The organism is Streptomyces sp. CB02058 (assembly GCF_001905505.1).
GTDB lineage: Bacteria > Actinomycetota > Actinomycetes > Streptomycetales > Streptomycetaceae > Streptomyces.
Window position 1 is genome coordinate 677,649 of record NZ_LIPG01000003.1, and the last position, 21,779, is coordinate 699,427.

Annotated in this window: 22 protein-coding genes; 13 read left to right on the top strand and 9 right to left on the bottom strand. The window is 71.2% G+C overall.

The annotated features are described in order from the left end of the window. Positions 1-32: 32 nt before the first annotated feature. The 5 genes from AMK10_RS16560 to AMK10_RS16580 form a co-directional block, all read right to left on the bottom strand. The gene (locus tag AMK10_RS16560) at positions 33-1,463 is read right to left on the bottom strand and encodes a cellulose binding domain-containing protein (protein ID WP_073748558.1); all 1,431 of its coding nucleotides are present in this window, start codon (positions 1,461-1,463) and stop codon (positions 33-35) included. A 55-nt stretch (positions 1,464-1,518) separates the two neighbouring features. Then, positions 1,519-3,057 (bottom strand): beta-N-acetylhexosaminidase, encoded by a 1,539-nt coding sequence (locus AMK10_RS16565; protein WP_073748559.1) that lies wholly within the window; start codon positions 3,055-3,057, stop codon positions 1,519-1,521. A 65-nt stretch (positions 3,058-3,122) separates the two neighbouring features. Next, positions 3,123-3,962 carry a carbohydrate ABC transporter permease gene (locus tag AMK10_RS16570; RefSeq protein WP_073748560.1) on the bottom strand — a complete coding sequence of 280 codons (840 nt, stop codon included), beginning with the start codon at positions 3,960-3,962 and terminating at the stop codon, positions 3,123-3,125. Next, on the bottom strand, positions 3,959-4,954 hold the full coding sequence (locus AMK10_RS16575; RefSeq protein WP_073748561.1) for a carbohydrate ABC transporter permease: 996 nt from the start codon (positions 4,952-4,954) through the stop codon (positions 3,959-3,961). Before AMK10_RS16575 ends, AMK10_RS16570 begins: the two co-directional genes overlap by 4 nt. 12 nt (positions 4,955-4,966) lie before the next feature. Further along, complete coding sequence (locus AMK10_RS16580; protein WP_073748562.1) at positions 4,967-6,232, bottom strand: extracellular solute-binding protein; 1,266 nt, start codon at positions 6,230-6,232, stop codon at positions 4,967-4,969. Positions 6,233-6,481: 249 nt separating this feature from the next. On the opposite strand from AMK10_RS16580, the gene AMK10_RS16585 reads away from it, so the two are divergent. The 9 genes from AMK10_RS16585 (at position 6,482) to AMK10_RS16625 (ending at position 14,623) form a co-directional block, all read left to right on the top strand. Further along, positions 6,482-7,321, top strand: a complete 840-nt coding sequence (locus tag AMK10_RS16585) for a GntR family transcriptional regulator (RefSeq protein ID WP_073748563.1) — start codon at positions 6,482-6,484, stop codon at positions 7,319-7,321. Positions 7,322-7,411: 90 nt separating this feature from the next. Next, complete coding sequence (locus tag AMK10_RS16590; protein ID WP_073748564.1) at positions 7,412-7,663, top strand: hypothetical protein; 252 nt, start codon at positions 7,412-7,414, stop codon at positions 7,661-7,663. Beyond that, positions 7,660-8,037, top strand: a complete 378-nt coding sequence (locus tag AMK10_RS16595) for a helix-turn-helix domain-containing protein (protein ID WP_073748565.1) — start codon at positions 7,660-7,662, stop codon at positions 8,035-8,037. Before AMK10_RS16590 ends, AMK10_RS16595 begins: the two co-directional genes overlap by 4 nt. A 153-nt stretch (positions 8,038-8,190) precedes the next feature. Then, entirely contained in the window at positions 8,191-8,712 is a 522-nt protein-coding gene (gene uraD, locus AMK10_RS16600) for a 2-oxo-4-hydroxy-4-carboxy-5-ureidoimidazoline decarboxylase (RefSeq protein WP_073748566.1), read from the top strand. Between the two features lie 5 nt (positions 8,713-8,717). Further along, positions 8,718-9,110, top strand: a complete 393-nt coding sequence (gene uraH / locus AMK10_RS16605) for a hydroxyisourate hydrolase (RefSeq protein WP_073749296.1) — start codon at positions 8,718-8,720, stop codon at positions 9,108-9,110. A 6-nt stretch (positions 9,111-9,116) separates the two neighbouring features. Then, on the top strand, positions 9,117-10,040 hold the full coding sequence (pucL, locus tag AMK10_RS16610) for a factor-independent urate hydroxylase (protein WP_073748567.1): 924 nt from the start codon (positions 9,117-9,119) through the stop codon (positions 10,038-10,040). 64 nt (positions 10,041-10,104) lie between these two features. Continuing rightward, positions 10,105-11,505 carry a nucleobase:cation symporter-2 family protein gene (locus AMK10_RS16615; RefSeq protein WP_073748568.1) on the top strand — a complete coding sequence of 467 codons (1,401 nt, stop codon included), beginning with the start codon at positions 10,105-10,107 and terminating at the stop codon, positions 11,503-11,505. Positions 11,506-11,550: 45 nt separating this feature from the next. Next, positions 11,551-12,948 carry an 8-oxoguanine deaminase gene (locus AMK10_RS16620; protein WP_073748569.1) on the top strand — a complete coding sequence of 466 codons (1,398 nt, stop codon included), beginning with the start codon at positions 11,551-11,553 and terminating at the stop codon, positions 12,946-12,948. A gap of 232 nt (positions 12,949-13,180) precedes the next feature. Continuing rightward, the gene (locus AMK10_RS16625) at positions 13,181-14,623 is read left to right on the top strand and encodes a nucleobase:cation symporter-2 family protein (protein WP_073748570.1); all 1,443 of its coding nucleotides are present in this window, start codon (positions 13,181-13,183) and stop codon (positions 14,621-14,623) included. A gap of 67 nt (positions 14,624-14,690) precedes the next feature. Here the strand turns inward: AMK10_RS16625 and AMK10_RS16630 are convergent, their stop codons facing one another. Next, a complete protein-coding gene (locus AMK10_RS16630) occupies positions 14,691-15,563 on the bottom strand; it encodes a chitosanase (protein WP_073748571.1) in 873 nt (290 codons plus the stop codon). A gap of 38 nt (positions 15,564-15,601) precedes the next feature. Further along, positions 15,602-16,405 carry a chitosanase gene (locus AMK10_RS16635; RefSeq protein ID WP_073748572.1) on the bottom strand — a complete coding sequence of 268 codons (804 nt, stop codon included), beginning with the start codon at positions 16,403-16,405 and terminating at the stop codon, positions 15,602-15,604. 65 nt (positions 16,406-16,470) lie between these two features. Here AMK10_RS16635 and AMK10_RS16640 point away from each other — a divergent pair, with 65 nt between their 5' ends. Further along, entirely contained in the window at positions 16,471-17,154 is a 684-nt protein-coding gene (locus AMK10_RS16640; RefSeq protein ID WP_073748573.1) for an alpha/beta fold hydrolase, read from the top strand. Here AMK10_RS16640 and AMK10_RS16645 read toward each other — a convergent pair. Next, positions 17,144-17,794 (bottom strand): TIGR03086 family metal-binding protein, encoded by a 651-nt coding sequence (locus AMK10_RS16645; protein WP_073748574.1) that lies wholly within the window; start codon positions 17,792-17,794, stop codon positions 17,144-17,146. The two genes, AMK10_RS16640 and AMK10_RS16645, sit on opposite strands and share 11 nt — an antisense overlap. A gap of 117 nt (positions 17,795-17,911) precedes the next feature. Between AMK10_RS16645 and AMK10_RS16650 the strand changes: the two genes are divergently transcribed. Beyond that, positions 17,912-18,904, top strand: coding sequence for a fibronectin type III domain-containing protein (locus AMK10_RS16650; protein WP_073748575.1), 993 nt, complete (start codon positions 17,912-17,914; stop codon positions 18,902-18,904). A 15-nt stretch (positions 18,905-18,919) separates the two neighbouring features. On the opposite strand, the gene AMK10_RS16655 is transcribed toward AMK10_RS16650, so the two are convergent. Further along, positions 18,920-19,525 carry a GOLPH3/VPS74 family protein gene (locus tag AMK10_RS16655; RefSeq protein ID WP_073748576.1) on the bottom strand — a complete coding sequence of 202 codons (606 nt, stop codon included), beginning with the start codon at positions 19,523-19,525 and terminating at the stop codon, positions 18,920-18,922. A gap of 166 nt (positions 19,526-19,691) precedes the next feature. Here AMK10_RS16655 and AMK10_RS16660 point away from each other — a divergent pair, with 166 nt between their 5' ends. Continuing rightward, positions 19,692-20,285 (top strand): QsdR family transcriptional regulator, encoded by a 594-nt coding sequence (locus AMK10_RS16660; RefSeq protein WP_079180724.1) that lies wholly within the window; start codon positions 19,692-19,694, stop codon positions 20,283-20,285. A gap of 90 nt (positions 20,286-20,375) precedes the next feature. Next, the gene (locus AMK10_RS16665) at positions 20,376-21,725 is read left to right on the top strand and encodes a hypothetical protein (RefSeq protein WP_079180725.1); all 1,350 of its coding nucleotides are present in this window, start codon (positions 20,376-20,378) and stop codon (positions 21,723-21,725) included. Positions 21,726-21,779 lie beyond the last annotated feature (54 nt).

The following is a 21,779-nucleotide window of genomic DNA, read 5'->3' on the forward strand; positions in this document are numbered from 1 at the left end:
CCTCCACCCCGCTTCCGCTCACCCGTGCCTGGTCAGACGGCCGGCACCGTGTCCTTGAACCTCGTGCCCGCCGCCCGGTACCCGCTCACCAGAGCCGACACCTGGGCGGGCGAGAGGACCTGGTCCTTCACGTGCAGCACGTAGTCCACCTGCTGGTCGTACGAGCGGGGCGTGGTGCTGGTCTGGCCCGCCAGGTCGATCAGCCACTGGTTGAAGTTGATCGACATGGGCCGCTCCGGGAGGTAGGCCGCGCCGTGCGTGCCGAACGGCTGCCCGTCCACGTAGTACGTGATGGCGTCGCCGTCGATCGTCACCACCAGGTCGTGCCACCCGGCGTAGCTCACGCGGGCCTCGCTGTGCTGGTTGACGGCCTCCCAGGGGTCGGGCCGGTAGGTCTCCCAGGACGTCGTGTAGAGGATGTTGGACGGCTCGCCCCAGCCGCCGTTGGGCAGGTACTCGAAGTCGTACTCCGCGTAGTCGTCCGCCATCGGCGCCTTCAGGTCGTTGATCGTGAAGAACGTCTGGACGAGGTGGTCGCCGTCCGGCCCCGACCTCGGGGCGTCACTGAACTTCACCCGCGCCGCGTAGGTGCCGTTGCGGAACTTCATGGACTTCGTGAGGATCTCGGTCTGCACCGTCGAGGCGCCGGTGCCCGCGGTCGACGTCTCCAGGTTCATCACCGAGTTGCCGCTCTGGCTCGCGAAGGTGACGTTCTCGGGCGCCCACACGGCCCCCGGGACACCCGGGCCGCCGGAGTTCGAGCGCACGCTCCAGCCGTTCGCCGCGATCCTCGGGTCCGTGTGGCCCGAGTAGTCGAAGTCGTCGAACAGCGTGGCCCCGTCGGCCGGCGGGTCGGTGGGAGGATCGGTCGGATCGGTCGGTCCCTCGCCTCCCGGCGCCTCGCCCCAGGCGGTGACCCCGCCCAACCGTGCGGTGACCCGGGACCAGTCGGCGTAGGTGCTCCGCTCCGCGCCGAACGAGTAGTCGTCGCTCTGCCTCAGCGACTGCCAGTCCGCACGGTGGAAGCGCAGCTGCATGTCACCGGTGTCCGCACCCGGGGCGAGGCTGCCCGCGCCCGCGGTGAAGGCGATCTCCAGGTAGCGGTCGGCGGTGGCCGTCGGGTTCGGCAGGGTCCCGAACGTCCCGGTGATGTTCGCGCAGCCCTTCACGGCCCAGGAGCAGGCGAAACGGTACGCGGCCGAGGCGGAGTCGGCCTTGAAGTAGTACCGCACCTTGACGTCCGAGAGCGGCACGCTCGTGCTGCCCGAGTTGCGGACCTTCAGCCATGGTTCGCTCTGGTCGGCCGTGGCCCCGGACGCGCTCGTGCGGTACTGGACCACGAGCCCGCCCGCCGCCGCGGCACCGGCGGTCGCGGGCAGGGCGGCGAGGGCCGTACAGCCCAGGGCCAGGGTCACGGCGGCGGCCGACGCCGCGCGGATGCGGCTCCTGCGGAATGTCCTCATGGCGGTGTTCCTCTCCGGAACGGTGGGGGATGAGTTGCCGAGGGTCGCGCTGTACCTAGAGCGCGGTCGCGAGGGACCGCGCGGTGAGAGGCCGGTACCGGACGCCGAGGGCGTCCAGCCGGGCGGTGTGGTGGCGCAGTCGCTCGACGAAGCCGGTCCAGTCGCTGCGCCCGCCGGACCAGGCACGGTCCGCCAGCGCACAGAGCCGGGGATAGGCCAGATACTCGATCTGCTCCGGCGTCGTCACGTACTCGGTCCACAACTGGGCCTGGGTGCCCAGGACACGGGAGGCCTCCTCGGGCCCCGAGCCCCGGGGCACCGGATCGCCGGCGTGGACCGCGTGCAGGGGGACGAGGACGCCCTGCTGGCCGGACGGCTCGTCCGGGTCCGTGGACTGGGCGTAGTCCAGGTACGTCGCACGGTGGTGCGTGGTCACGACCTGGTGGCCGCGCCGGGCCGCCGTGAGCGCGTGCGCGGGGTCGCGCCACGTCATCACCGTGAATTCGGGGGGAAGTCCACCGCCGGTCTCGGCCCAGCCGGCCGGCCTGCGGCCCCGCTCCACGAGGAACGAGCCGATCCTGGCCATGAACCAGCCGTGCAGAGCACCGGGTCCGGGGAGCCCCTCGGCCGCCGCGCGCTCCAGGGCGGCCGGGCTGTTCTCCCACTCGGCGGTGGGGCACTCGTCGCCGCCGATGTGGACGTACGGGGAGGGGAAGACCTCCATGACCTCCTCCAGCACGGTCCGGCAGAAGTCGAAGACCTCCTCGTGGACGCCGAGCACGGTGTCGCAGACACCCCACCTGGTCCACACGTCGAGCGGGCGCTCCGGCCGGTTCCCGAGCGAGGGGTAGGCCGCGAGGGCGGCGCGCACATGCCCCGGCATCTCGATCTCCGGCATGACGGTCACCCCCCTCTCCCGCGCGTAACGGACCAGCTCGCGCAGCTCCGCCTTGGTGTACGCGCCCGAGTGCGGCACGCCGTCGGACAGTGACTGCGCCCGGTGCCCGCCCACCGAGGTCAGCCGGGGGAAGGCGTCGACCGGCATGCGCCAGCCCTGGTCGTCCGTGAGGTGCAGATGCAGGACGTTGAGCTTGTGCAGCGCCATCAGGTCCACATAACGGCGCAGGTAGGAGACGGGCTGGAAGTGCCGGGCGACGTCCAGCATCGCGCCGCGCCAGGGGTGTTCGGGCACGTCGCTGATCTCGACGCACGGCAGCTCCCAGGGCCCCTCGCCCACGCCGCCCGACAGCGCCCCGGGCGGCAGCAGCTGCCTGATCGTCTGGACGCCCCGGAGCAGACCGTCCGGCCGGGCGGCCCGCAGCAGCAGGGCGTCCGGCCCGACGGTGAGGCCGTACCCCTCGTCGCCCAGCCCGCCGAGCTGCGGGTCGAGCGCCAGGACGACGCGGCCCTCGGGCGACGGGGGGAGGGGGAGCCCGGTCGTCGGGCCGAGGAGCGTCCGCAGCAGCCCGGCCGCCGCCTCCGCGCCCGGAAGGGCCCGTACGGAGGTGCCCTGGCCGAGGGTGAAGCGGCCCGGGCGCGGCGAGAGCTTGCGGGGCCGGGGGACGAGGGAGAGCTCGGGGCGTGATGCGGGCACGGGGGCCTCCGGGTTCGGTGGGTCGGGCGGTTCGCGCGGACGGTTTCGCGGGGCGCCCGGCGGGCTCAGCCCTTGACCGCGCCGGCCGCGAAGCCGGAGGTCACATGGCGCTGGAGCAGCAGGAAGATCACGAGCGCGGGCAGGGCGAAGAGCGTCGAGGCGGCCATGGTGGCGCCCCAGTCCGTGCCGAAGGTGTTCTGGAACGAGGAGAGCCAGACGGGCAGGGTGCGGTTGTCCTGCTGCTTGATGATCAGGAAGTTGGCGTAGGCGAACTCGTTCCACGCGGTGATGAATCCGAACAGCGACGTCGCCATCAGGCCGGGGGCGAGCAGCGGCAGCGCCACCCGTGTGAACGCACCGGTGCGGGTGCAGCCGTCCACCTGGGCGGCCTCCTCCAGTTCGGGCGGGATCGTGGCCAGGAACCCCCGCAGGACCACGATCGTGAACGGCAGTGTGATCATGAAGTAGACGAGGGTCAGGGTGGGCAGCCGGTCCAGCATGTCCGTGTCGCGCGAGATGATGTAGACCGGGATGATCAGCGATTCCCAGGGCGCCATCTGCGCCACGAACACCAGCAGCATGAACTGCCGCCGGCCCTTCCACCGCAGGCGTGCCACGGCGTACGAGGACCCGAGCGCCACGACGAGGGAGAGCAGCACCGCGCCCAGCGTGACCAGGACGCTGTTGCGCCAGAACAGCTCGAAGCCGTCCGCCTGCACGGCCTTGCGGAAGTGGTCGAGCGTCCAGGTGTAGGGCACCAGCCGGGGCTCGGAGGACTGGATGTCCCGGGAGGGCTTGAAGGCGGTCGAGACCATCCAGTAGACCGGGAACAGACAGACCGTCACGGTCACGAGGGCGGCGGCGTTCAGCGGGACACGCCGGACACGGGTGCGAAGCGGAGTCATCGGAGGTCGTCCTCCTGGCGGAACATCTGGCGGAAGTAGGCGACCAGCACCCCGGACATCAGGACCACGGTGATCATCGACGCGGCGGAGCCCAGGTCGTAGCGCTGGCCGGAGAGCGCCGTCTGGACGGCGTACACGGGCAGGATGGTGGTGGCGTCGCCGGGGCCGCCGCGGGTCATCACCCAGATCTGGACGAACGCCTTGAAGGTCCAGATCACCTCCAGGGAGAGGACCAGCATGAAGATCGGCCGCAGCATCGGGAACGTCAGCGAGCGGAAGATGCGGGGCCCGGAGGCCCCGTCGAGCCGCGCCGACTCGTACAGCTCGGCGGGGACGGTGGTCAGGGCGGAGTACAGGGTGACCGCGGCGAACGGCACGGACTGCCAGACGATGAGCAGGACCAGGATCGTGAAGGACGCCGTGCCGTTCGCGAACCACGGGTAGCGGTCGAAGGACCCGAATCCGAGGCCGGTGAGCGTCTGGTTGACGATGCCGAACTCCGAGTGGAACAGCCACTGGAAGACCGTCGTGGCCGCGACGACCGGCATCGCCCAGGCCAGCACCAGGGAGCAGAGCACGACGGTCCGCCCCACGCGTCCGAGCCGCTCCGTCATCAGGGCCACGAGGGTCGAGACGACCATGATCAGCACGACGTTGACGGCCATGAAGACGAAGGTGCGGCCGGTGACCTCCCAGAAGCGCTGGTCGGACAGGAGCGTCCGGTAGTTCCGCAGGCCCACGAACTCGGCGTCCCCGCGGATCAGCTGGCGGAGCCGGAAGTCCTGGAGGGAGATCACCACGGCCCGCACCAGCGGGTAGACCAGCAGATAGAGCATCCCGCCGATCGCGGGGGCGATCAGGGCGTACGGCCAGAGCCCCTGCGGGGACCGTCCCGGCCGCCGCCCCGGTGGTGCCTTCCGGGGAAGGGTGACGCGTGGAGCGGGCCGTTCGCGTACAGCCGGCACGGCGGGCCTCCTCTCGGTGAAGGGCATCGGACGGGCGGGTCAGGAGCCGGCGTTCATGGCCCGGGTGATGTCGGCGGAGGCCTTGGCCGCCTCCTCGGCGGCGTCACCGCCGGTGAGGACGGCCGTCATGTAGTCCTTGACGGGGTTCTCGGCCTCCACGGCCGCCCAGCCCGGGGTGTTCGGCGTCGCGTGCCCGTTGGCCGCGCCGACCGCCATCGCCGAGGCGCCGGGGTCGCCCGCCACCGCCGAGGCGAGGGTGGTCCGGTTGGGCACGTAGCTCATGGCCACCGCGAGCTTCTTCTGCCAGGCGTCGCCCGTCAGTTCCTTGATGAAGGTCACCGCCGCGTCCGGATGCCCGGCCGCCGCGGGCACGACCAGATCGGAACCACCGGTGAACACCGCACCCGGAGTGCCCGCCGTCTTCCCCGGGATCGGGAAGAATCCCAGCTTCCCCTTCAGCCCGGGGTTGTTCTCGACGACCACGTTCGCACCGCCCGGGGTGGAGATGACCTGGGCCACCTGCCCCTGCGCCATCACCTCGGCCTGCGGCGGATCGTCCTCGTCGGAGTCCTTGGGGCCCTTCCCGAGCGCCTGGAGCTGCGCGTAGAAGGCCATGCCCCGCTGCGCCTCGGGTGTGTCGAGCGCACCCTTCCACCGCCCGCCGGACTCGGTGGCGAGGTCCCCGCCCTCGTCCCAGACGAAGCCCGCCAGCGCGTACCAGAGCTGACCCGGCAGGTAGATGCCCTGGGTGCCGCCCTTGTTCAGCTTCGTGGTGGCGGCGATCCACTCCTCGCGCGTGGTGAGCTTCGCGGGGTCGACGCCGGCCTTCTCGAAGAGGTCCTTGCGGTAGATCACCACCCGGTTGGCGGCGTAGTACGGGATGCCGTACTGCTTGCCGTCGTACGAACCCGGCTCGGCCAGGCCCTTCAGCCAGTCGTCGCCGTTCAGTTCGTCCTTCTTGTCGCTGAGGTCCAGCAGTCCGCCGCTCTCCGCGAACTGTGCCACCTGGGTGTTGCCCGCCTCGATCACGTCCGGGGCGTCGTTGCTGGCCAGGGCGGCGGTGATCTTCTGGCCGATGCCGTCCCACTCCTGGATCTGAATCTTCACGTCGATGTCCGGGTGCGCGGCCTCGAAACCCTCGGTGAACTCCTTCTGGAACGCGGCGGAGACGCTGTCCCGCATCAGCCAGACATCGACCGTCGTCACGCCCCCGGCCCCTTCGGCGTCGTCGGCGCCGGAGCTGCAGGCAGTGAGAGCGGCGGCCGTCACGAGCGCGGACACACCGGCAAGCAAGCGGTACTTCACGGTTCACCTCAACGGGAGCAGAGACCTGACCACCTGACCAGTGAAGCCCACTGGACAGCTCACCTCTTGGTGGTGGATGAAGGTGGCATAGACCAATGAGACCGTCAAGCCCCTTTGTATAAAGGGATATTGGCCGATCCGGTTTCGCCGTCCCCCTGTTCATGCCGGGCGAGGTGGCTAGACTCTCCCTGACCAGTGGACATCGATTGCTCAACTGGTAAAGGGAGCGGAACGCGCGGAGGGAAAAGCATGAAAGCCGATGTGCCGGGGACGGTGCTCAAGCGGGAGCGGGCGCGTGACGCGGTCCTCGAGCTGATCGAGAGCCGGAGCCCCGGGGACGCCATCCCGTCCGAACGGGCCCTGTGCGCCCTGCTCGGCGTGTCCCGGCCCACCCTGCGCGCCGCCGTCGACGAACTGGTGGCGGCCGGGCTGCTCGTACGGGAGCACGGGCGCGGGATGTTCGTGGCGCCGGAGAAGATCACCCAGGAGCTGGTCTCCGCCGACCTCTCCCTGAGCCTGCCGCAGGCCGCCGGGGCGTGGTCGAGCAGGCTGCTGGAGTTCACGACCCTCCCGGCCGGCGCCCGGGTGGGCCGCAGGCTGCGGATGTCGCCCGCCGAGGACATCGTGTACGTCGCGCGGCTGCGCCTGGTCGACGGTGCGCCCATGGCCATCGAGCACCTGCACATCAGGGCCGCCCTGGTCCCGGGCCTGTCGGCCGAGGAGCTGGAGGACGGCGATCTCTACGAGCATCTGCGCCACACCCACGGGGTCCACGTGCGCGAGGCGGTCCAGGCGATCGAGCCCACCGTCGTCACACGCGCGGAGGCCCAGCTCCTGGAGGTTCCCGAGCTGTCCCCCGCGCTGCTCTTCGAGCGCCTGACCTCGGACACCGCCGGGGTGCCCGTGGAGTACGTCCACTCGCTCTACCGGGGGGACCGCTACCGGATCGTCTCCCGGCTGGCACTCGGCCCCGCCGCCACCGCCCCGCTGGTCAGGGACGGGCACCACCCGGGGATCCCGCCCGGGGACTTCGCGCACGGGGACCCGATCGCGTCGTCCACCCGGGGGGACATCCAGGCCGGAGGCTGAGGCGCGGGCCGCGGCGCCCGGAGGCCCGTGCCATAGGGTCGGGGCGAGCCGTGCGAGCCGACGGGCCCGGCGGGACATGAGGGAGGCAACGTGCGCTTGAGGGTGGAATTCACCACCGAGCCCTTCGATCTCGACGAGGCACCCGCCCACGCGGTGGTGGCCCGCGAGGTCATCCAGACCGCCGATCTGGACGCCGTGGACGTGGGCCCCTTCGGGAACACGGCCGAAGGGGGCGCGGACCAGGTCCTCACCGCCGTGGACTCCCTGCTGCGCAAGGCCCTGGCCTCCGGCGCCACCCGGGTGTCCCTCCAGCTCAACGTCATCGGGGAGGACACCCCGTGACCGAACCCGCCGATCACCCCCTGGTCGCGGCCGTGAAGCCGCTCGTCGACGCCATGGGGGCCGAGCTGCTGAGCCCCGAGCAGGCCGCGGCCGACGACGTCGTGCTCGCCTGGGAGGGCACGGACGTCATGGCCGTGCGGCTCCCGCAGCTCTCCGAGTCGCTCGACCACATCCTGGCCGCCATGGAGCGGCGGCACGGAATGCCGCTGTCCGACCTGGACCGCAAGGCCAAGCAGGGCGTGGTGCGGTCCCTGGAGGCACGCGGGGCCTTCGCCGTGCGGCACGGGGTGGAGACCGTGGCCGGCGCCCTCGGGGTCAGCCGCTTCACCGTGTACAACTACCTGAACAGGGACAATTCCGCCAAGGGGGAATAGCCCCGCGCAAGTGGTTCAATGCCGTCGTCCGGGGGACCGGTCGGCGGCATTCTCTGTTCGTGGAATTTCAACAAACTGTTGACGTCGTGTTGTGAAGGGCGTTAGCTATCCGCAGCCCGACAACGCACAGCGAAAACAGCCACGGAGGCTCCCGTGACTTCGAGCTCCACACCGGGCCTCGCCCGGTTCAACACCCTGGCGGCCGACGAGGCCGCAGCCGCGCTGCACGAGGTGTGTGCCAGTGCGAAGTGGGGAAGCCTCGTTCTCGCCCACCGGCCGTACGCCGGCACGGAAGCCCTCCTCTCGGCGAGTGACGCCGCCGTGGCGGAGCTCTCCGCGCAGGACCTGGCCGAAGCGATGGCCGGCCACCCGCCGATCGGCCGCCCCAAGCCCGGGGACCCGGCCTCCGCCCGTGAGCAGCGGGGGATGGCCGGTGCGTCCGAGGAGCTCAGGGCCGAGATGCTCGAACTCAACCTGGCCTACCAGGAGCGGTTCGGACACGTCTTCCTGATCTGCGCCACCGGAGCCACCGGTGAGCAGATGCGCGACGCGGTGAAGTCCCGGACCGGGAACTCGCCCGAGCAGGAGCGCGAGATCGTGCGCACCGAACTGGGCAAGATCAACCGGATCCGGCTGACCCGGCTCGTACAGGACTCTCCAGAGCAAGGAGCGTGACGGTCTTGAGCACCGACACCACCGCATCGGTGTCCACCCACATCCTGGACACCAGCATCGGCCGCCCCGCGGCAGCCGTCACCGTCTCCCTCGCCGCACGCAGTGGTGCGGACGCGGACTACGTGACGCTCGGCGGTTCCGCGACCGACGCGGACGGGCGCTGCAAGGACCTGCCGGCCCTGCCGGAAGGCACCACCCATGTACGGCTCGCATTCGACACCGAGTCGTACTTCACCAGCAAGAAGCAAGCCGAGGCGCAGCAGGACGCCCCCCGCGTAAGGGACAGCGGCGCGTTCTTCCCGGAGGTGGCGATCGCGTTCGCCGTCACCCCGGGCGAGCACTATCACGTACCGCTGCTGCTCAACCCGTTCGGCTACTCCGTTTACCGAGGGAGCTAGCAGACAATGCCCACGATTCTCGGCCAGAACCAGTACGGCAAAGCAGAGAACCGCGTCGTCAGGATCACGCGGGACGGCGACACCCACCACATAAAGGACCTCAACGTCTCGGTCGCCCTCTCCGGCGACATGGACGACGTCCACTACTCCGGCTCCAACGCCAACGTCCTGCCGACCGACACCACCAAGAACACGGTGTACGCCTTCGCCAAGGAACACGGCATAGAGTCCGCCGAGCAGTTCGGCATCCACCTGGCCCGGCACTTCGTGACCTCGCAGGAGCCGATCGAGGTGGCCCGCATCAGGATCGAGGAGTACGCCTGGGAGCGCATCGCGACCTCCGACGGCAACTCCCGGTTCATCGGCGCCGACGAGGTCAAGCACTCCTTCGTCCGCAAGGGCCAGGAGACGCGCACCACCCAGATCACCTACGACGGCGAGAAGTGGGAGGTCGTCTCCGGTCTCAAGGACCTCACGGTGATGAACTCCACCAACTCCGAGTTCTGGGGCTACGTCAAGGACAAGTACACGACGCTCAAGGAGGCGTACGACCGCATCCTGGCGACCGACGTCTCCGCCCGGTGGCGTTACAACTGGACCGACGACGAGCAGCGCATGCCGAACTGGGAGAAGTCCTACGAGCAGGCGCGCAAGCACATGCTCGAAGCCTTCGCCGAGACGTACTCGCTCTCGCTCCAGCAGACCCTGTACCAGATGGGTTCGCGCATCATCAACAGCCGGAGCGAGATCGACGAGATCCGCTTCTCGCTGCCCAACAACCACCACTTCCTCGTGGACTTGGAGCCCTTCGGCCTCAAGAACGACAACGAGGTCTACTTCGCGGCCGACCGCCCGTACGGCCTCATCGAGGCGACCGTGCTGCGCGACGGCGTCGAGCCGAAGATCCCGGTCGACATGACCAACCTCTGACGCGGTGCTGAACCGGCCCCCGTCCCCAGCGGGACGGGGGCCGGTCATCCCGGAGGGAAATTCCATGGCACAGCCTGCAACGGGGCCGGCGAAAGGCCCATGTACAACCCCACCGGCCGCTGCCCGCAAGGCAGTTCACCCGGTGGACGAAAAGCTTCCGTCCTCGCGGCTCGTCCCCGCCGCACTCCAGCACATCGCCGCCATGTACGCGGGCGTCGTCACCCCTCCGCTCATCATCGGACAGGCCGTCGGACTCGACACGGCCGGCATGACCCGTCTGATCGCCGCGAGCCTCCTGATCGCCGGACTCGCCACCCTCCTCCAGACCCTCGGCGCCGGGCGCTTCGCGGGGAACCGGCTGCCGTTCGTCAACGCCGCGTCCTCCGCGGGTATCGCCCCGATGCTCGCCATCGCCGAGAACACCGCGCCCGGCCACCAACTCCCCGCCATCTACGGCGCGGTGATCGTCGCAGGTGTCTTCTGCCTCGCCGTGGGGCCCTTCTTCGGACGGCTGCTCCGCTTCTTCCCTCCGCTCGTCACCGGCGTCGTCATCACCCTCATCGGCGTCACCCTGATGCCCGTACCGGTCGGCTGGGCGCAGGGAGGCGACGCGACCGCCGACGACTTCGGCGCCATGAAGTACCTGGCGCTCGCCGCCTTCACCCTCGTCGTCATCCTGCTGATCCAGCGCTTCGGACGCGGCTTCGTCAAACAGACGGCCCTGCTCGCGGGCATGTTCGCCGGCACCCTGGCCGCCGTCCCCTTCGGGCTCGCCGACTTCTCCGCGCTCGGCTCCGCCCCCGTCGCCGCCCTGCCCACGCCCTTCTCCTTCGGCGCGCCCGAGTTCCAGCCCGCCGCGATCCTCTCCCTCTGCATCGTGATGCTCGTGCTGATGACGGAGTCCTCGGCCGGCATGCTGGCGCTCGGCGAGATCTGCGAGCGGCGCACCGACGGCACCACCATCACCAGGGGACTGCGCACCGACGGCATCGCCACCCTGCTCGGACCGGTCTTCGGCGGATTCCCGACCAGCGCCTTCGCCCAGAACGTCGGCGTCGTGACGCTGACCAGGGTGCGCAGCCGCTACGTCGTCGCCGCCGCGGGCGGAGCCCTGCTCGTCCTGGGCGCCTTCCCCGTGCTCGGGGCCGTCGTCTCGCTCGTGCCGATGCCCGTGCTCGGCGGCGCCGGGATCGTCCTGTTCGGCTCGATCGCGGTGAGCGGCATCCGGACCCTGTCCGAGGCCGGACTCGACGACAGCTCCAACATCATCCTCGTGGCGGTGGCCCTCGGCGCGGGCATCATCCCCCTCGCGGCCCCCGGCTTCTACGCCGGATTCCCGTCCTGGGCACAGACCGTGCTCGGCTCCGGGATCAGTGCGGGAGCGCTCGTCGCGGTCCTGCTCAACCTGTTCTTCCATCATCTCGGCACCCACAGCCGCACCGCTGTGGCACTCAAATCCTCCTAGGGTCCTGCCGTGCCCACATCGCCCGAGACAGAAGAGGGAAGCACCATGGCAGCTTCGGCGGATCCCAGGACCACCCAGCGCATCGTCATCGAGAACTGCTCGATCGCCACCGTCGACGCCCACGACACCGAGTACGCCTCGGGCCACGTCGTCGTGGCGGGCAACCGCATCGAGTCCGTCGGCGCCGGCAAGGCGCCGGAGAACCTCGAAGGCGTCGTCCGGCGCATCGACGGCACCGGCCACCTCGTCACGCCCGGCCTCGTCAACACCCACCACCACTTCTACCAGTGGATCACCCGGGGCCTCGCGACCGACCACAACCTCTTCGACTGGCTGGTCGCGCTCTACCCGACCTGGGCACGCATCGACGAGCCGATGGCCCGGACCGCCGCGCAGGGCTCCCTCGCGATGATGGCCCGCGGCGGGGTCACCACCGCGATGGACCACCACTACGTCTTCCCGCGCGGCTCCGGCGACCTGTCCGGCGCGATCACCGGGGCCGCCCGTGACATGGGCGTACGCTTCACCCTCGCCCGGGGCTCCATGGACCGCAGCGAGAAGGACGGCGGACTGCCCCCGGACTTCGCGGTGGAGACGCTCGACGGAGCGCTCGCCGCGACCGAGGCGACCATCGACGAACACCACGACGCCTCGTTCGACGCGATGACCCGGATCGCCGTCGCACCCTGCTCGCCCTTCTCCGTGTCGACCGAACTCCTCAAGCAGGGAGCGGAGCTGGCCCGCCGTCGCGGCGTACGGCTGCACACGCACGGCTCGGAGACCGTCGAGGAGGAGCAGTTCTGCAAGGAGCTGTTCGGGATGGGCCCGACCGACTACTTCGAGTCGACGGGCTGGCTCGGCGACGACGTGTGGATGGCCCACTGCGTCCACATGAACGACTCCGACATCGCCGCCTTCGCCCGCACCGGCACCGGTGTCGCGCACTGCCCGTCCTCCAACGCCCGCCTCGCCGCGGGCATCGCACGCGTCCCCGACATGCTCGCCGCCGGTGTCCCGGTCGGGCTCGGTGTCGACGGCACCGCGTCCAACGAGTCCGGCGAACTCCACACCGAGCTGCGCAACGCCCTCCTCATCAACCGCCTCGGTGCCCACCGCGAGAAGGCCCTGAACGCGCGTCAGGCGCTGCGCCTGGGCACGTACGGCGGAGCCCGTGTGCTCGGCCGCGCCGACGAGATCGGCTCCCTGGAGCCGGGCAAGCTCGCCGACCTGGTGCTGTGGAAGCTGGACACCCTCGCCCACGCCTCCATCGCCGACCCGGTGACCGCCCTGGTCTTCGGCGCGGCGGCCCCGGTCACCCTCTCCCTCGTCGACGGCAGGCCCGTCGTCGAGGACGGCCGCCTCATCACGGCCGACGAGGACGCCATCGCCCGCGCGACCCGCGACGAGGCCCGGCGCCTGGCGCAGATCGCCGCAGGAGCCTGACGCTCCGCACCCCCCCATGACAGGCCGGCCGAGGGGGACGGCCCTCGGCCGGCCGTAGTGGACCCAGCAGGGTTCACCGAAGCCTGCCCGGGTGCGCGTACGCCCTGTACGCGCACCCGCGCAGGTGAGCTCCGAGCTGCCCGCACCAGCTGCACGACCTGCACCAACGCACCACTCAGCACCACCTCCCTGACACCCACGTCGCCCGATGTGTACCCGACCGGAGGAAGCCGTGGCAGCTACGCCCAGGTTTCGCAAGAACGCAGTCGAAGGAAGCACCCCGGAGGGAAGCGGACCGGAAGAGAAGCATCCGGTCGACGAGAGGCTTCCGCCCCTCAGGATGTTCACCAGCGGCCTCCAGCACGTGGCCGCGATGTACGCGGGTGTGGTGGCCCCGCCCATGATCGTCGGCCCCGCCGTGGGCCTCAGCGCCAAGGAGACCGCCTTCCTCATGGGGGCGAGTCTCTTCACCGCGGGGATAGCCACCCTGCTCCAGACGCTCGGCTTCTGGCGCATAGGCGCCCGGCTGCCGTTCGTCAACGGCGTCTCGTTCGCCGGTGTCACCCCGATGATCGCGATAGGCAAGGACCGCGGCCACGACGGCATCGCCGTCATCTTCGGAGCGATCATCGTCGCCGGTCTGCTCGGCTTCGTCCTCGCCCCGTACTTCTGCAAACTGGTGCGGTTCTTCCCGCCCGTCGTCACCGGCACGGTGATCACCCTGATCGGTGTCTCGCTGCTGCCGGTCGCCTTCAACTGGTCCCAGGGCGGCAACGCGACCGCCGACGACTACGGTTCGACGACGAACATCGCGATGGCCGCCGTTACCCTCGTCATCGTCCTGGCCCTGCGGAAACTGCTGCGGGGCTTCCTCCAGCAGATCGCGATCCTGCTCGGCCTCGTCGTCGGCACCCTGATCGCGATCCCCGCCGGCATCACCGACTTCGGGGCACTGGGCGACGCCGACCTGGTCGGCTTCCCGACGCCGTTCCACTTCGGCGCACCGCAGTTCGAGGTCGCCGCCATCATCTCGATGTGCATCGTGATGCTGGTCTGCATGACCGAGTCCACCGCCGACATGCTGGCCCTCGGCAAGATCGTCGGACGCCCCGCCGACGAGCGGACCATCGAGGGCGGGCTCCGCGCGGACACCCTGGGCAGCGCCGTCAGCCCGCTGTTCAACGGCTTCATGTGCAGCGCCTTCGCCCAGAACATCGGTCTGGTCGCCATGACCAAGGTCCGCAGCCGGTTCGTCGTCGCCGCGGGCGGTGTCATCCTCGTCCTGCTGGGGCTCGTCCCCGTGGCCGCGTCCGTCATCGCCCTCGTACCGCTCCCGGTGCTCGGCGGCGCCGGCATAGTCCTCTTCGGTTCGGTCGCGGCGAGCGGCATCCAGACGCTCGCCACCGCCGCCCTGGAGAAGGGCGAGAACGCCCTGATCGTCGCGGCGGCCGTCGGCGTCGGCCTCATCCCGATCGCCGCGCCGGACTTCTACCACGCCTTCCCCGAGGACCTGCTCGTCGTCCTGGACTCGGGCATCTCCACGGGCTGTGTGGTGGCGATCGTGCTCAACCTGGCCTTCAACCACTGGGGCCGGAGGGCGGACGAGGACCCGGAGGCCGGTGCCCCGGCCGGCGAGCGGCCGAAGGACCCCATGGCGGTGCCCGTCGCCCACTGAACCGCCGGTGCGCGTACGCGGCCCCCTCGCGGGGAGCGCGTACGCGCACCCGTGTGCGGCCGGGCGGTCAGCCGATGTGGAAGCTGTCGCCGTAGACCTTCCAGTCCAGCGGCGGGTCCAGGTCCATGTTGCGCTCGCGCAGGAACACCCGCTGGGCCGTGTCCACCCGGCTGGTGTCCGAGTGGGCCTCCTCCCGCTTCATGGCGCGGACCCGCACGTCCAGGAACGCGTTCAGATACGCGGCCTCGTCGCCGCCGAGCGACGGCGGCCGGGCCTTGTCCAGCGCCGCCCGCCGGATGCCGCCGAAACTGTCGGCGTCGTCGCCCTCGCCGTGCATGACGGCCGCGTCGTAGTACACGAACTGGCCGAGCGTGCCGAGACCGTCCTTCTTGGCGGCGCGTACCGCCGGATCGAAGTACACCCGGTCGCGCTCGTCGCGCTGTGCCTTGCGGAACGACGCCCCGGAGGCCGCCTTCACCCAGTCCCGGGTGAAACCGGGGTCGAGCCCCTCGTGGGAGTCGGTGCCGTCGACCTCCCGCAGCGCGGGCAGGTACTTCGCGAGTACGTTGCCCGGTTCGCGCCCGGTATGGTGCCGGACCAGCTCCAGCATGTCGCTCGTCCCGGAGCAGAAGCCGACGATCCCGGCGGTGTAGCCGCGGCCGTCGCCGATGTCCTCGATGTAGTCGTACTGGGCTTCCCAGTCCAGTGTGGAGTTCTCGGCGCTGGACACCAGCTGCATCGCGATGTCCTTCTTCACGAGGTCGTCGAGCCCGGACGTGGCTGCCTCCAGGAGGTGAGCGGCCGGCACCGTGGGGACGCCGGCCTGTGCGGTGAGGGGCGCCGCGGCGAGCGCGAGCCCGATGATCGTCGAGGCGGTACGGATGAGGCGTTCGCGCCGGGCCGTGCGGCGGCGAGCGGTGCCGGTGTGGGGGTGGTGCACCAGTCCTCCCGGAGATCTCTTCCCCGCCGTGGCGGGGTTCAGCCCCCGTCGATGCGGAAGCTCTCGCCGTACACCTTCCACGCCAGCGGTGTCTCCAGCTGCAGTTTCCCCTCGCGCACGAAGACGCGTTGCGCCGTTTCCACCCGGCTGGTGTCGCTGTGGGAGGGCTCCTCGCGGATCGCGGCCACCCGGGCGTCCAGGAAGGCGTTCAGATACGCCTCCTCGTCCCCGCCCCCGGACGGCGTGTCCGCCTCGGCCACGGCCTGGGCGCGGATCGTACGGAAGCCGACGGTGCCCGGGGTGTCGGCGTAACCGTGCATCACATAGGCGTCGTAGTAGATGAACTGACCGAGCGCGCTCAGCCCGTCGGCCTCCGCCCGCGCGACCGCCGGATCGAAGTACGCCGAGTCGCGCTCCTCGTCCTGCGCCGACCGGAAGGCCGGGTCCGACGCCGCCTTCTTCCAGGCACCGGTGAAGGAGCTGCCCAGCCCTTCGTGCGAATCCGTGCCGTTCACCGCGCGCAGCGCCGGGAGGAACGCGGCGAGCGCGTTCCCCGGACGCTTCACCGTGTAGCGCTCCACGACCTTCAGCAGGTCGCCGGTGCCGGAGCAGAACCCGATGATCCCGGCGGTCCAGCCGCGGCCGTCGCCGATGTCCTCGATGTAGCCGTACTGGGCTTTCCAGTCCAGTGTGGAGTTCTCGGCGCTGGACACCAGCCGCATGGCGATGTCCTTCTTCGCGGGGTCGTCGAGCCCCTTCTCGGGGGCGCCGGAGCCCTCCCCGGAGCAGCCGGTCAGGACGAGGACCGCGACGGCGGCGAGGACGAGACATCTGTGCTTCACGCACCAAGCCTGCCAGGCCGGGGGGCCGGGAACGGCAGCCGTCCGGCGCCTGTAGCGTTCGGGACATGGAAGATCAGTCTGTTGTGGATGTCGGCGATGTGCGGCTGGCGTACCGGACCTGGGGGGAGTCGCTCGGCTCCCCCGTCGTGCTGCTGCACGGCCTCGGCGGCTCGTCGGCGAACTGGGAGGCGGCCGGGAGCCTGCTCGGCGAGGACTGGCGGGTGTACGCCATCGACCTGCGCGGCCACGGCGAGAGCGACTGGCCCGACGAGTACGGCTTCGAGCTGATGAGGGACGACGTCGCGGAGTTCCTGGAGGCCTGCGAGATCGACCGGGTCGGCGTCGTCGGCCACGGGATGGGCGGAGTCGTCGCCTGCATGCTCGCCGAGGAGCACCCGGACCGGGTGGAGCGGCTGGTGCTGGTCGAGACACCGCCGCCGTTCCGGCCCGAGGAGCCCGCCGAGTTCGTCCCGGAGGGCCCGGTCGACTACGACGAGAACGCCGTGCCCGCCGTCATGGCGCAGATCAACGACCCGGACCCGGGCCTGGAGGAGCAGCTCGGCCAGATCGTCGCCCCCACCCTGATCCTCGCCGGCGGCCCGGAGAGCACCATGGACCAGGGACGCCTGGCCGACATGGCCTCCCTGATCCCGGACTGCCAGCTGGTCACCCTGGGCGGCGGCCACCGGCCGCACGAGCGGGACCCCGGTCAGATCGCGTCCCGCGTCTCGGAGTTCTTCACGAGCTGATCCCCGCGGTGCCGTCCCCGGGCGCCCCGGGCCCTCCGTCCGGCCGCCAGTCGGGCCGCCGTCCGCTCAGCGCGATCACCCGGTCGAGCAGCGGCGCCCCGGGCGGGACGGGGACCGGCGGGCCGAAGATCGCGTCCGGGCCCGACCTGTCGTCGTCGCCCGGGGCGAGCATCACCTCCGACGCGCGCAGACTCTCCTCGTCCGCCCGGAACTCCTGCCCGGTCGCCCTGGCCAGGTCCCAGCCGTGCACGAGCAGCTCGTTCCTCGCGACCGCCCCGGCGATCGGGCCCGGCAGATCGATCCCGCCCGCCTGGGTCATGCCCTCCAGGGAGTCCGGGGAGCGCCAGGCCGCCACCAGCTCGTCCAGCAGCGGCGGCATCGTCTCGCGCCAGTCGCCGGGCAGCACCGGGAGCGCCGAGCCGGGGGAGGTGCCGGTCGTCGGGCCCAGCTCCTTGCGCCCCGCGTCGCGGAAGGCGACGGTCAGCCCCAGCAGATGGCCGAGCAGCTCCCGCACCGAGTAGCCCGGGCAGGGCGTCGGGCCCGCCAGCTGCCGGTCGTCGACGGAGCCGACCAGCTCCCGGACCTGCCGCGCCACCGGTTCGAGGTCGAGTCCGGGCGCGGTGCCGTTTCGTGTGTCCATACCCTTCAGACCGCTTTCGCGCCCGGAACTCATCGCGGACATTGCGGAACGTTCCGATCCGCCCCCTTGTGGCGGGCCCCACCCGCATGGCATATAGGTCTGGACCATTGCTGTCGGATGGAAGGCATCACCGTGCAACGCCCCCACGCACGCACCGCGTTGGCCTGCTCCGCCACCCTGCTCCTCGCCGCACTCACCGCCTGCGGGGGTTCCGCCGAGGCGGACACCGGAAAACCGACGGTCCCCGAGGGGGTGACGGCCCAGGCGGGCAGCGCCACCTCCGTACACGTCATGTGGGAGCGCGCCTCGGACAATGAGGGGATCGCCGGTTACGACGTCTACCGGGAGGGGAAGAAGGCCGCCTCGGTCGACGCGGCGAAGCTGATGACCGACATCGACGGGCTCACCGCCTCCACGGCCTACTCCTTCACCGTCCGGGCCCGCGACGCCGCGGGAAACGTCTCCGCGCCGAGCGCCGCCGTCCCCGTCACCACGCCCGCCGCCGCACCCGCCGACGAGGAACCGCCGACCGGGCCCACGAAACTGCGGGGCACGGCGGACAGCGGCCGGACGGTCTCCCTGTCCTGGGGCGGTTCCACGGACGACGTGGGCGTGACCTCGTACGACATCTACCAGGAGGACTCCAGGATCCACAGCGTCCCCGGCACGCGCACCACGGCCCGTATCGGCGGGCTGCGGCCCGGCACCGTCTACACCTTCACCGTCCGCGCCCGCGACGCCGCCGACCGCTCCTCACCGGACAGCAACGCCCTCGACCTCAGCACCCCGTCCGCCCCGGGCGACCCCGCGAGCACGGCGCCCACCGGGCTGCGGACGAAGCTGACGGCCGAGGGCCAGGAGTTCCTGGTCGACCTCTCGTGGGACCAGCCGGACACCGGCGGCACGATTCCCGCGTACCAGCTGTTCCTGAACGGGAAGGCGACCACCACGATCGTCTGGGGCGGTACGCCGCCCAAGGGCCGCGCGACGTACCGGCTCACCCTGAGCGACCCGCCGGGCACCCGCTACTCGCTCAAGATCCGGCCCAAGCTGCCCGACGGGAAGTGGGGTGACTTCTCGGCCCAGCGCACGGTGGTGCTGGGCGGCTGACCGGAGGCCGGCCGTTCACGGGCCGCGCCAGAGGTTGGCGAAGGCGGAGTTCTCGATGTTCCGCCGCTGGCGTACGGCCTCCAGCTCCATCACCGCGTCGTGGACGGCGGCCACCACCGTCGCGACCGCCTCGTCGTCCAGGCCGCTCTCCTCGCCGGACCGGCCGTCGTCGATGCCCACGGCCGAGGCGAGGGCGGCCAGCACGGGTTCCCCCGCCTCCCGGCGCCCGGCCGCCCGGCGGCGGCCGGGCGTATCGGCCGGTTCGACCCGCTCCGGACCGAAGGGCGACCGGCCGCTCCGCTTCCGCGTCAGCTCGCCGTCCTTCTCCAGGCCGGCCTGGTACGCGGCCGAGAGGCCCTCGCCCCGGCGCCACAGCCAGTCGTCGATCCGCTCGTGGGGCGGCTGGCGGGTGAGCCCGGCCGCGGCATCGCCGAGGAGCGCGTCGTCCGGCGTCCGGGGCTCACCCGGCACGATGCGGTCACCGTCCACGGTGACGGCCCCCGCACCGATGAGATCGATCAGCTCGGCTCCCGCGAGCGCGAGCGACAGGTCACCCTGTCCCACGGCATGCTCGGGCCGCGGGTCCAGAGTGATGATGAACAGGTCCTTCGCCGTGGTCATGTACGGCTCCCCTCGCAGGCATCGACAGAAATGCGTCCCCACCGGTCCCGTGCGCAGCCGGTGCGGCGGGGCGACCGTCACGATCAGTATCGCCCCCGGGCGTGCCGGCGCGCTAAGGTACCGGCCCCCGGCGGCGGCGCCGGAGTCGTCACAGGAGGCGGTCGGCATGCGGGACGCGCGGCCCTCCCGGCGTGTCGTCACCCGGGGCCATGTCGTGCGCGGGGCCTGCCGGTTCTTCCTGCGGCACGGCACCGTGGACATGGACGCGCTCGCGCAGGACCTCGCGGTCAGCCGGGCGACCCTGTACCGCGTGGTGGGCAGCCGCGACGCGCTCCTGGCCGACGTGCTCTGGAAGCTGGCCGACCACCTGCTGGAACGGGCACGGCGGCGGCGCACCCGCGCGGGCGTGGACGGGGTCCTGGAGATCACCCGGTACTTCGTCGGTGCGCTGCGCGGCTCCGCCCCCTTCGAGGACTTCCTGCGGGCCGAACCCGAGACGGCGCGGCGCCTGCTGACCGGCGGCTGCGTCCACCGGCGGGCGGTGCTGGCCCAGCGGAGCATCCTGCTGGAGGCGGGGGAGAGGGACCGACTGTGGCCCCGCGCGGGCATCGACGATCTGGCCTACCTCTACGTCAGGGTCGTCGAATCCGCCCTGTACGCCGAACTGCTGAGCAGCCGACGGCCGGACCTCGCCCTGGCCGAGCGCACTGCCCGCGCGGTGCTCCAGCAAACCCGCGGGACGTCGCCCCGCGCGAGCTGAGACCGCCGTCTCAGCCTCGGTCCCGCGACTGGTGGGCCCCTCGGCACCGGCCGTAGCTTCCCCTCCGACGACGGCAACTCGGAGGACACGATGACCGGTTCCCAGCCGGCCCTGACGGGCCGGGCCACGCTGCTCGCTGTGTTTCTGGCACTCGTCGGAACACTCGCCGCCCTGGCGGCCCCGACCCGGGCCGCGACCGTGCCGCGCGCCACGGTCAACCCCGTGATCTTCGTCCATGGGCAGGAGGGCTCGGCCCAGCAGTGGCAGGCGCAGGCCAAGCGGTTCTCCAGCAACGGCTACCGCGACGACCTGCTGTACGTCCATGAGTACGACACATCCATCGCCACCGACGACCACGCGATCGCCGGACTCGAGACACTGGTCGACTCCGTCCGGGCGCGCACCGGCGCTTCCCGGGTCGACCTCCTGGCGCACTCGCGCGGGACACGGGTCGCGCAGGCGTACCTCTCCGTGCCGGAGCGCGCGGCGGAGGTCGCGAAGTACGTGAACCTGGACGGCCGCACCGCCGCCGCCCAGCCCGGCGGGGTGCCCACCCTGGCCATCTGGAGCAGCCTCCAGCCGAACGGGTCGATCGGCGGCGCGCTCAACGTCCACGAACCGCAGGCGGGCCACACGGAGAGTGCCACCTCCGCCGAGAGCTTCGGCCACATCTACGCGTTCCTCCGGGGCAGGGAGCCGCTCACCACACGCGTCCTGCCCGAGCCTCCCGCCTCCGTCGTGATCGCGGGACGCGCCGTGCACTTCCCGCAGAACAAGGGGCTTCCGGGCCGGCTGGAGGTGTGGCGGCTGGACCCCGCCACCGGAGCCCGGGCGGGTCTCCTGCCGCAGCACGTGGTGAAGACCGGCGCGGACGGAGCCTTCGGCCCGCTCGCGGTCGGCGGACGCGGACACTACGAGCTCGCCCTCGTCCGCTCCGGCGAGCGCACCAACCACTTCTACTTCGAACCCTTCGAGCGCGACGACCGTTTCGTCCGGCTGCTCGTCTCCCCGCCCGGCGGGGTCGCGGACTCCATCGACGCGTGCCCGGGACAGACGGCGCTCACCGTGGTCCGTGCGCGCGAGTGGCGGGCCGGCACGGCCGACGACGACCGGCTCCGGATCGGCGGGGCCGATGTGCTCAACCCCGCCGTGTCTCCGCAACTCCGGCAGATCCTCGGCCTGTTCGCCTTCGACAAGGGGTGCGACGGGGTCAGTCATCTGGATGCGGCACTGCCGCCCTTCGACCGCGTACCGTTCCTGACGGCGACCGACCTGTCCCTCCCGGCCGACGAGCGGGGCAGGGGCCCGATCCCGGTCACGCAGACGATGCGCGGGACCGGCGGGGTGGACGAGACCGTCGTGGTGCCGAACTGGCCGTCCGACCGGCACACCGTGTCGTTGCTCTTCAAGGACTACGTGGACGTCCCGTCCGGTGGGTGAGCCTCGACGACCGTACGACCGGTGCGCCGCTTCCAGGCACGGGAGCGGCGCACC

What these genes read in the sequence shown, in the direction of transcription:
- AMK10_RS16560 (WP_073748558.1), bottom strand. Translation starts at nt 1,463, where the DNA reads ATGAGGACATTCCGCAGGAGCCGCATCCGCGCGGCGTCGGCCGCCGCC.
- AMK10_RS16570 (WP_073748560.1), bottom strand. Translation starts at nt 3,962, where the DNA reads ATGACTCCGCTTCGCACCCGTGTCCGGCGTGTCCCGCTGAACGCCGCC.
- AMK10_RS16575 (WP_073748561.1), bottom strand. Translation starts at nt 4,954, where the DNA reads ATGCCCTTCACCGAGAGGAGGCCCGCCGTGCCGGCTGTACGCGAACGG.
- AMK10_RS16585 (WP_073748563.1), top strand. Translation starts at nt 6,482, where the DNA reads ATGAAAGCCGATGTGCCGGGGACGGTGCTCAAGCGGGAGCGGGCGCGT.
- pucL (WP_073748567.1), top strand. Translation starts at nt 9,117, where the DNA reads ATGCCCACGATTCTCGGCCAGAACCAGTACGGCAAAGCAGAGAACCGC.
- AMK10_RS16615 (WP_073748568.1), top strand. Translation starts at nt 10,105, where the DNA reads ATGGCACAGCCTGCAACGGGGCCGGCGAAAGGCCCATGTACAACCCCA.
- AMK10_RS16620 (WP_073748569.1), top strand. Translation starts at nt 11,551, where the DNA reads ATGGCAGCTTCGGCGGATCCCAGGACCACCCAGCGCATCGTCATCGAG.
- AMK10_RS16640 (WP_073748573.1), top strand. Translation starts at nt 16,471, where the DNA reads ATGGAAGATCAGTCTGTTGTGGATGTCGGCGATGTGCGGCTGGCGTAC.
- AMK10_RS16645 (WP_073748574.1), bottom strand. Translation starts at nt 17,794, where the DNA reads ATGGACACACGAAACGGCACCGCGCCCGGACTCGACCTCGAACCGGTG.
- AMK10_RS16650 (WP_073748575.1), top strand. Translation starts at nt 17,912, where the DNA reads ATGGAAGGCATCACCGTGCAACGCCCCCACGCACGCACCGCGTTGGCC.
- AMK10_RS16655 (WP_073748576.1), bottom strand. Translation starts at nt 19,525, where the DNA reads ATGACCACGGCGAAGGACCTGTTCATCATCACTCTGGACCCGCGGCCC.
- AMK10_RS16660 (WP_079180724.1), top strand. Translation starts at nt 19,692, where the DNA reads ATGCGGGACGCGCGGCCCTCCCGGCGTGTCGTCACCCGGGGCCATGTC.
- AMK10_RS16665 (WP_079180725.1), top strand. Translation starts at nt 20,376, where the DNA reads ATGACCGGTTCCCAGCCGGCCCTGACGGGCCGGGCCACGCTGCTCGCT.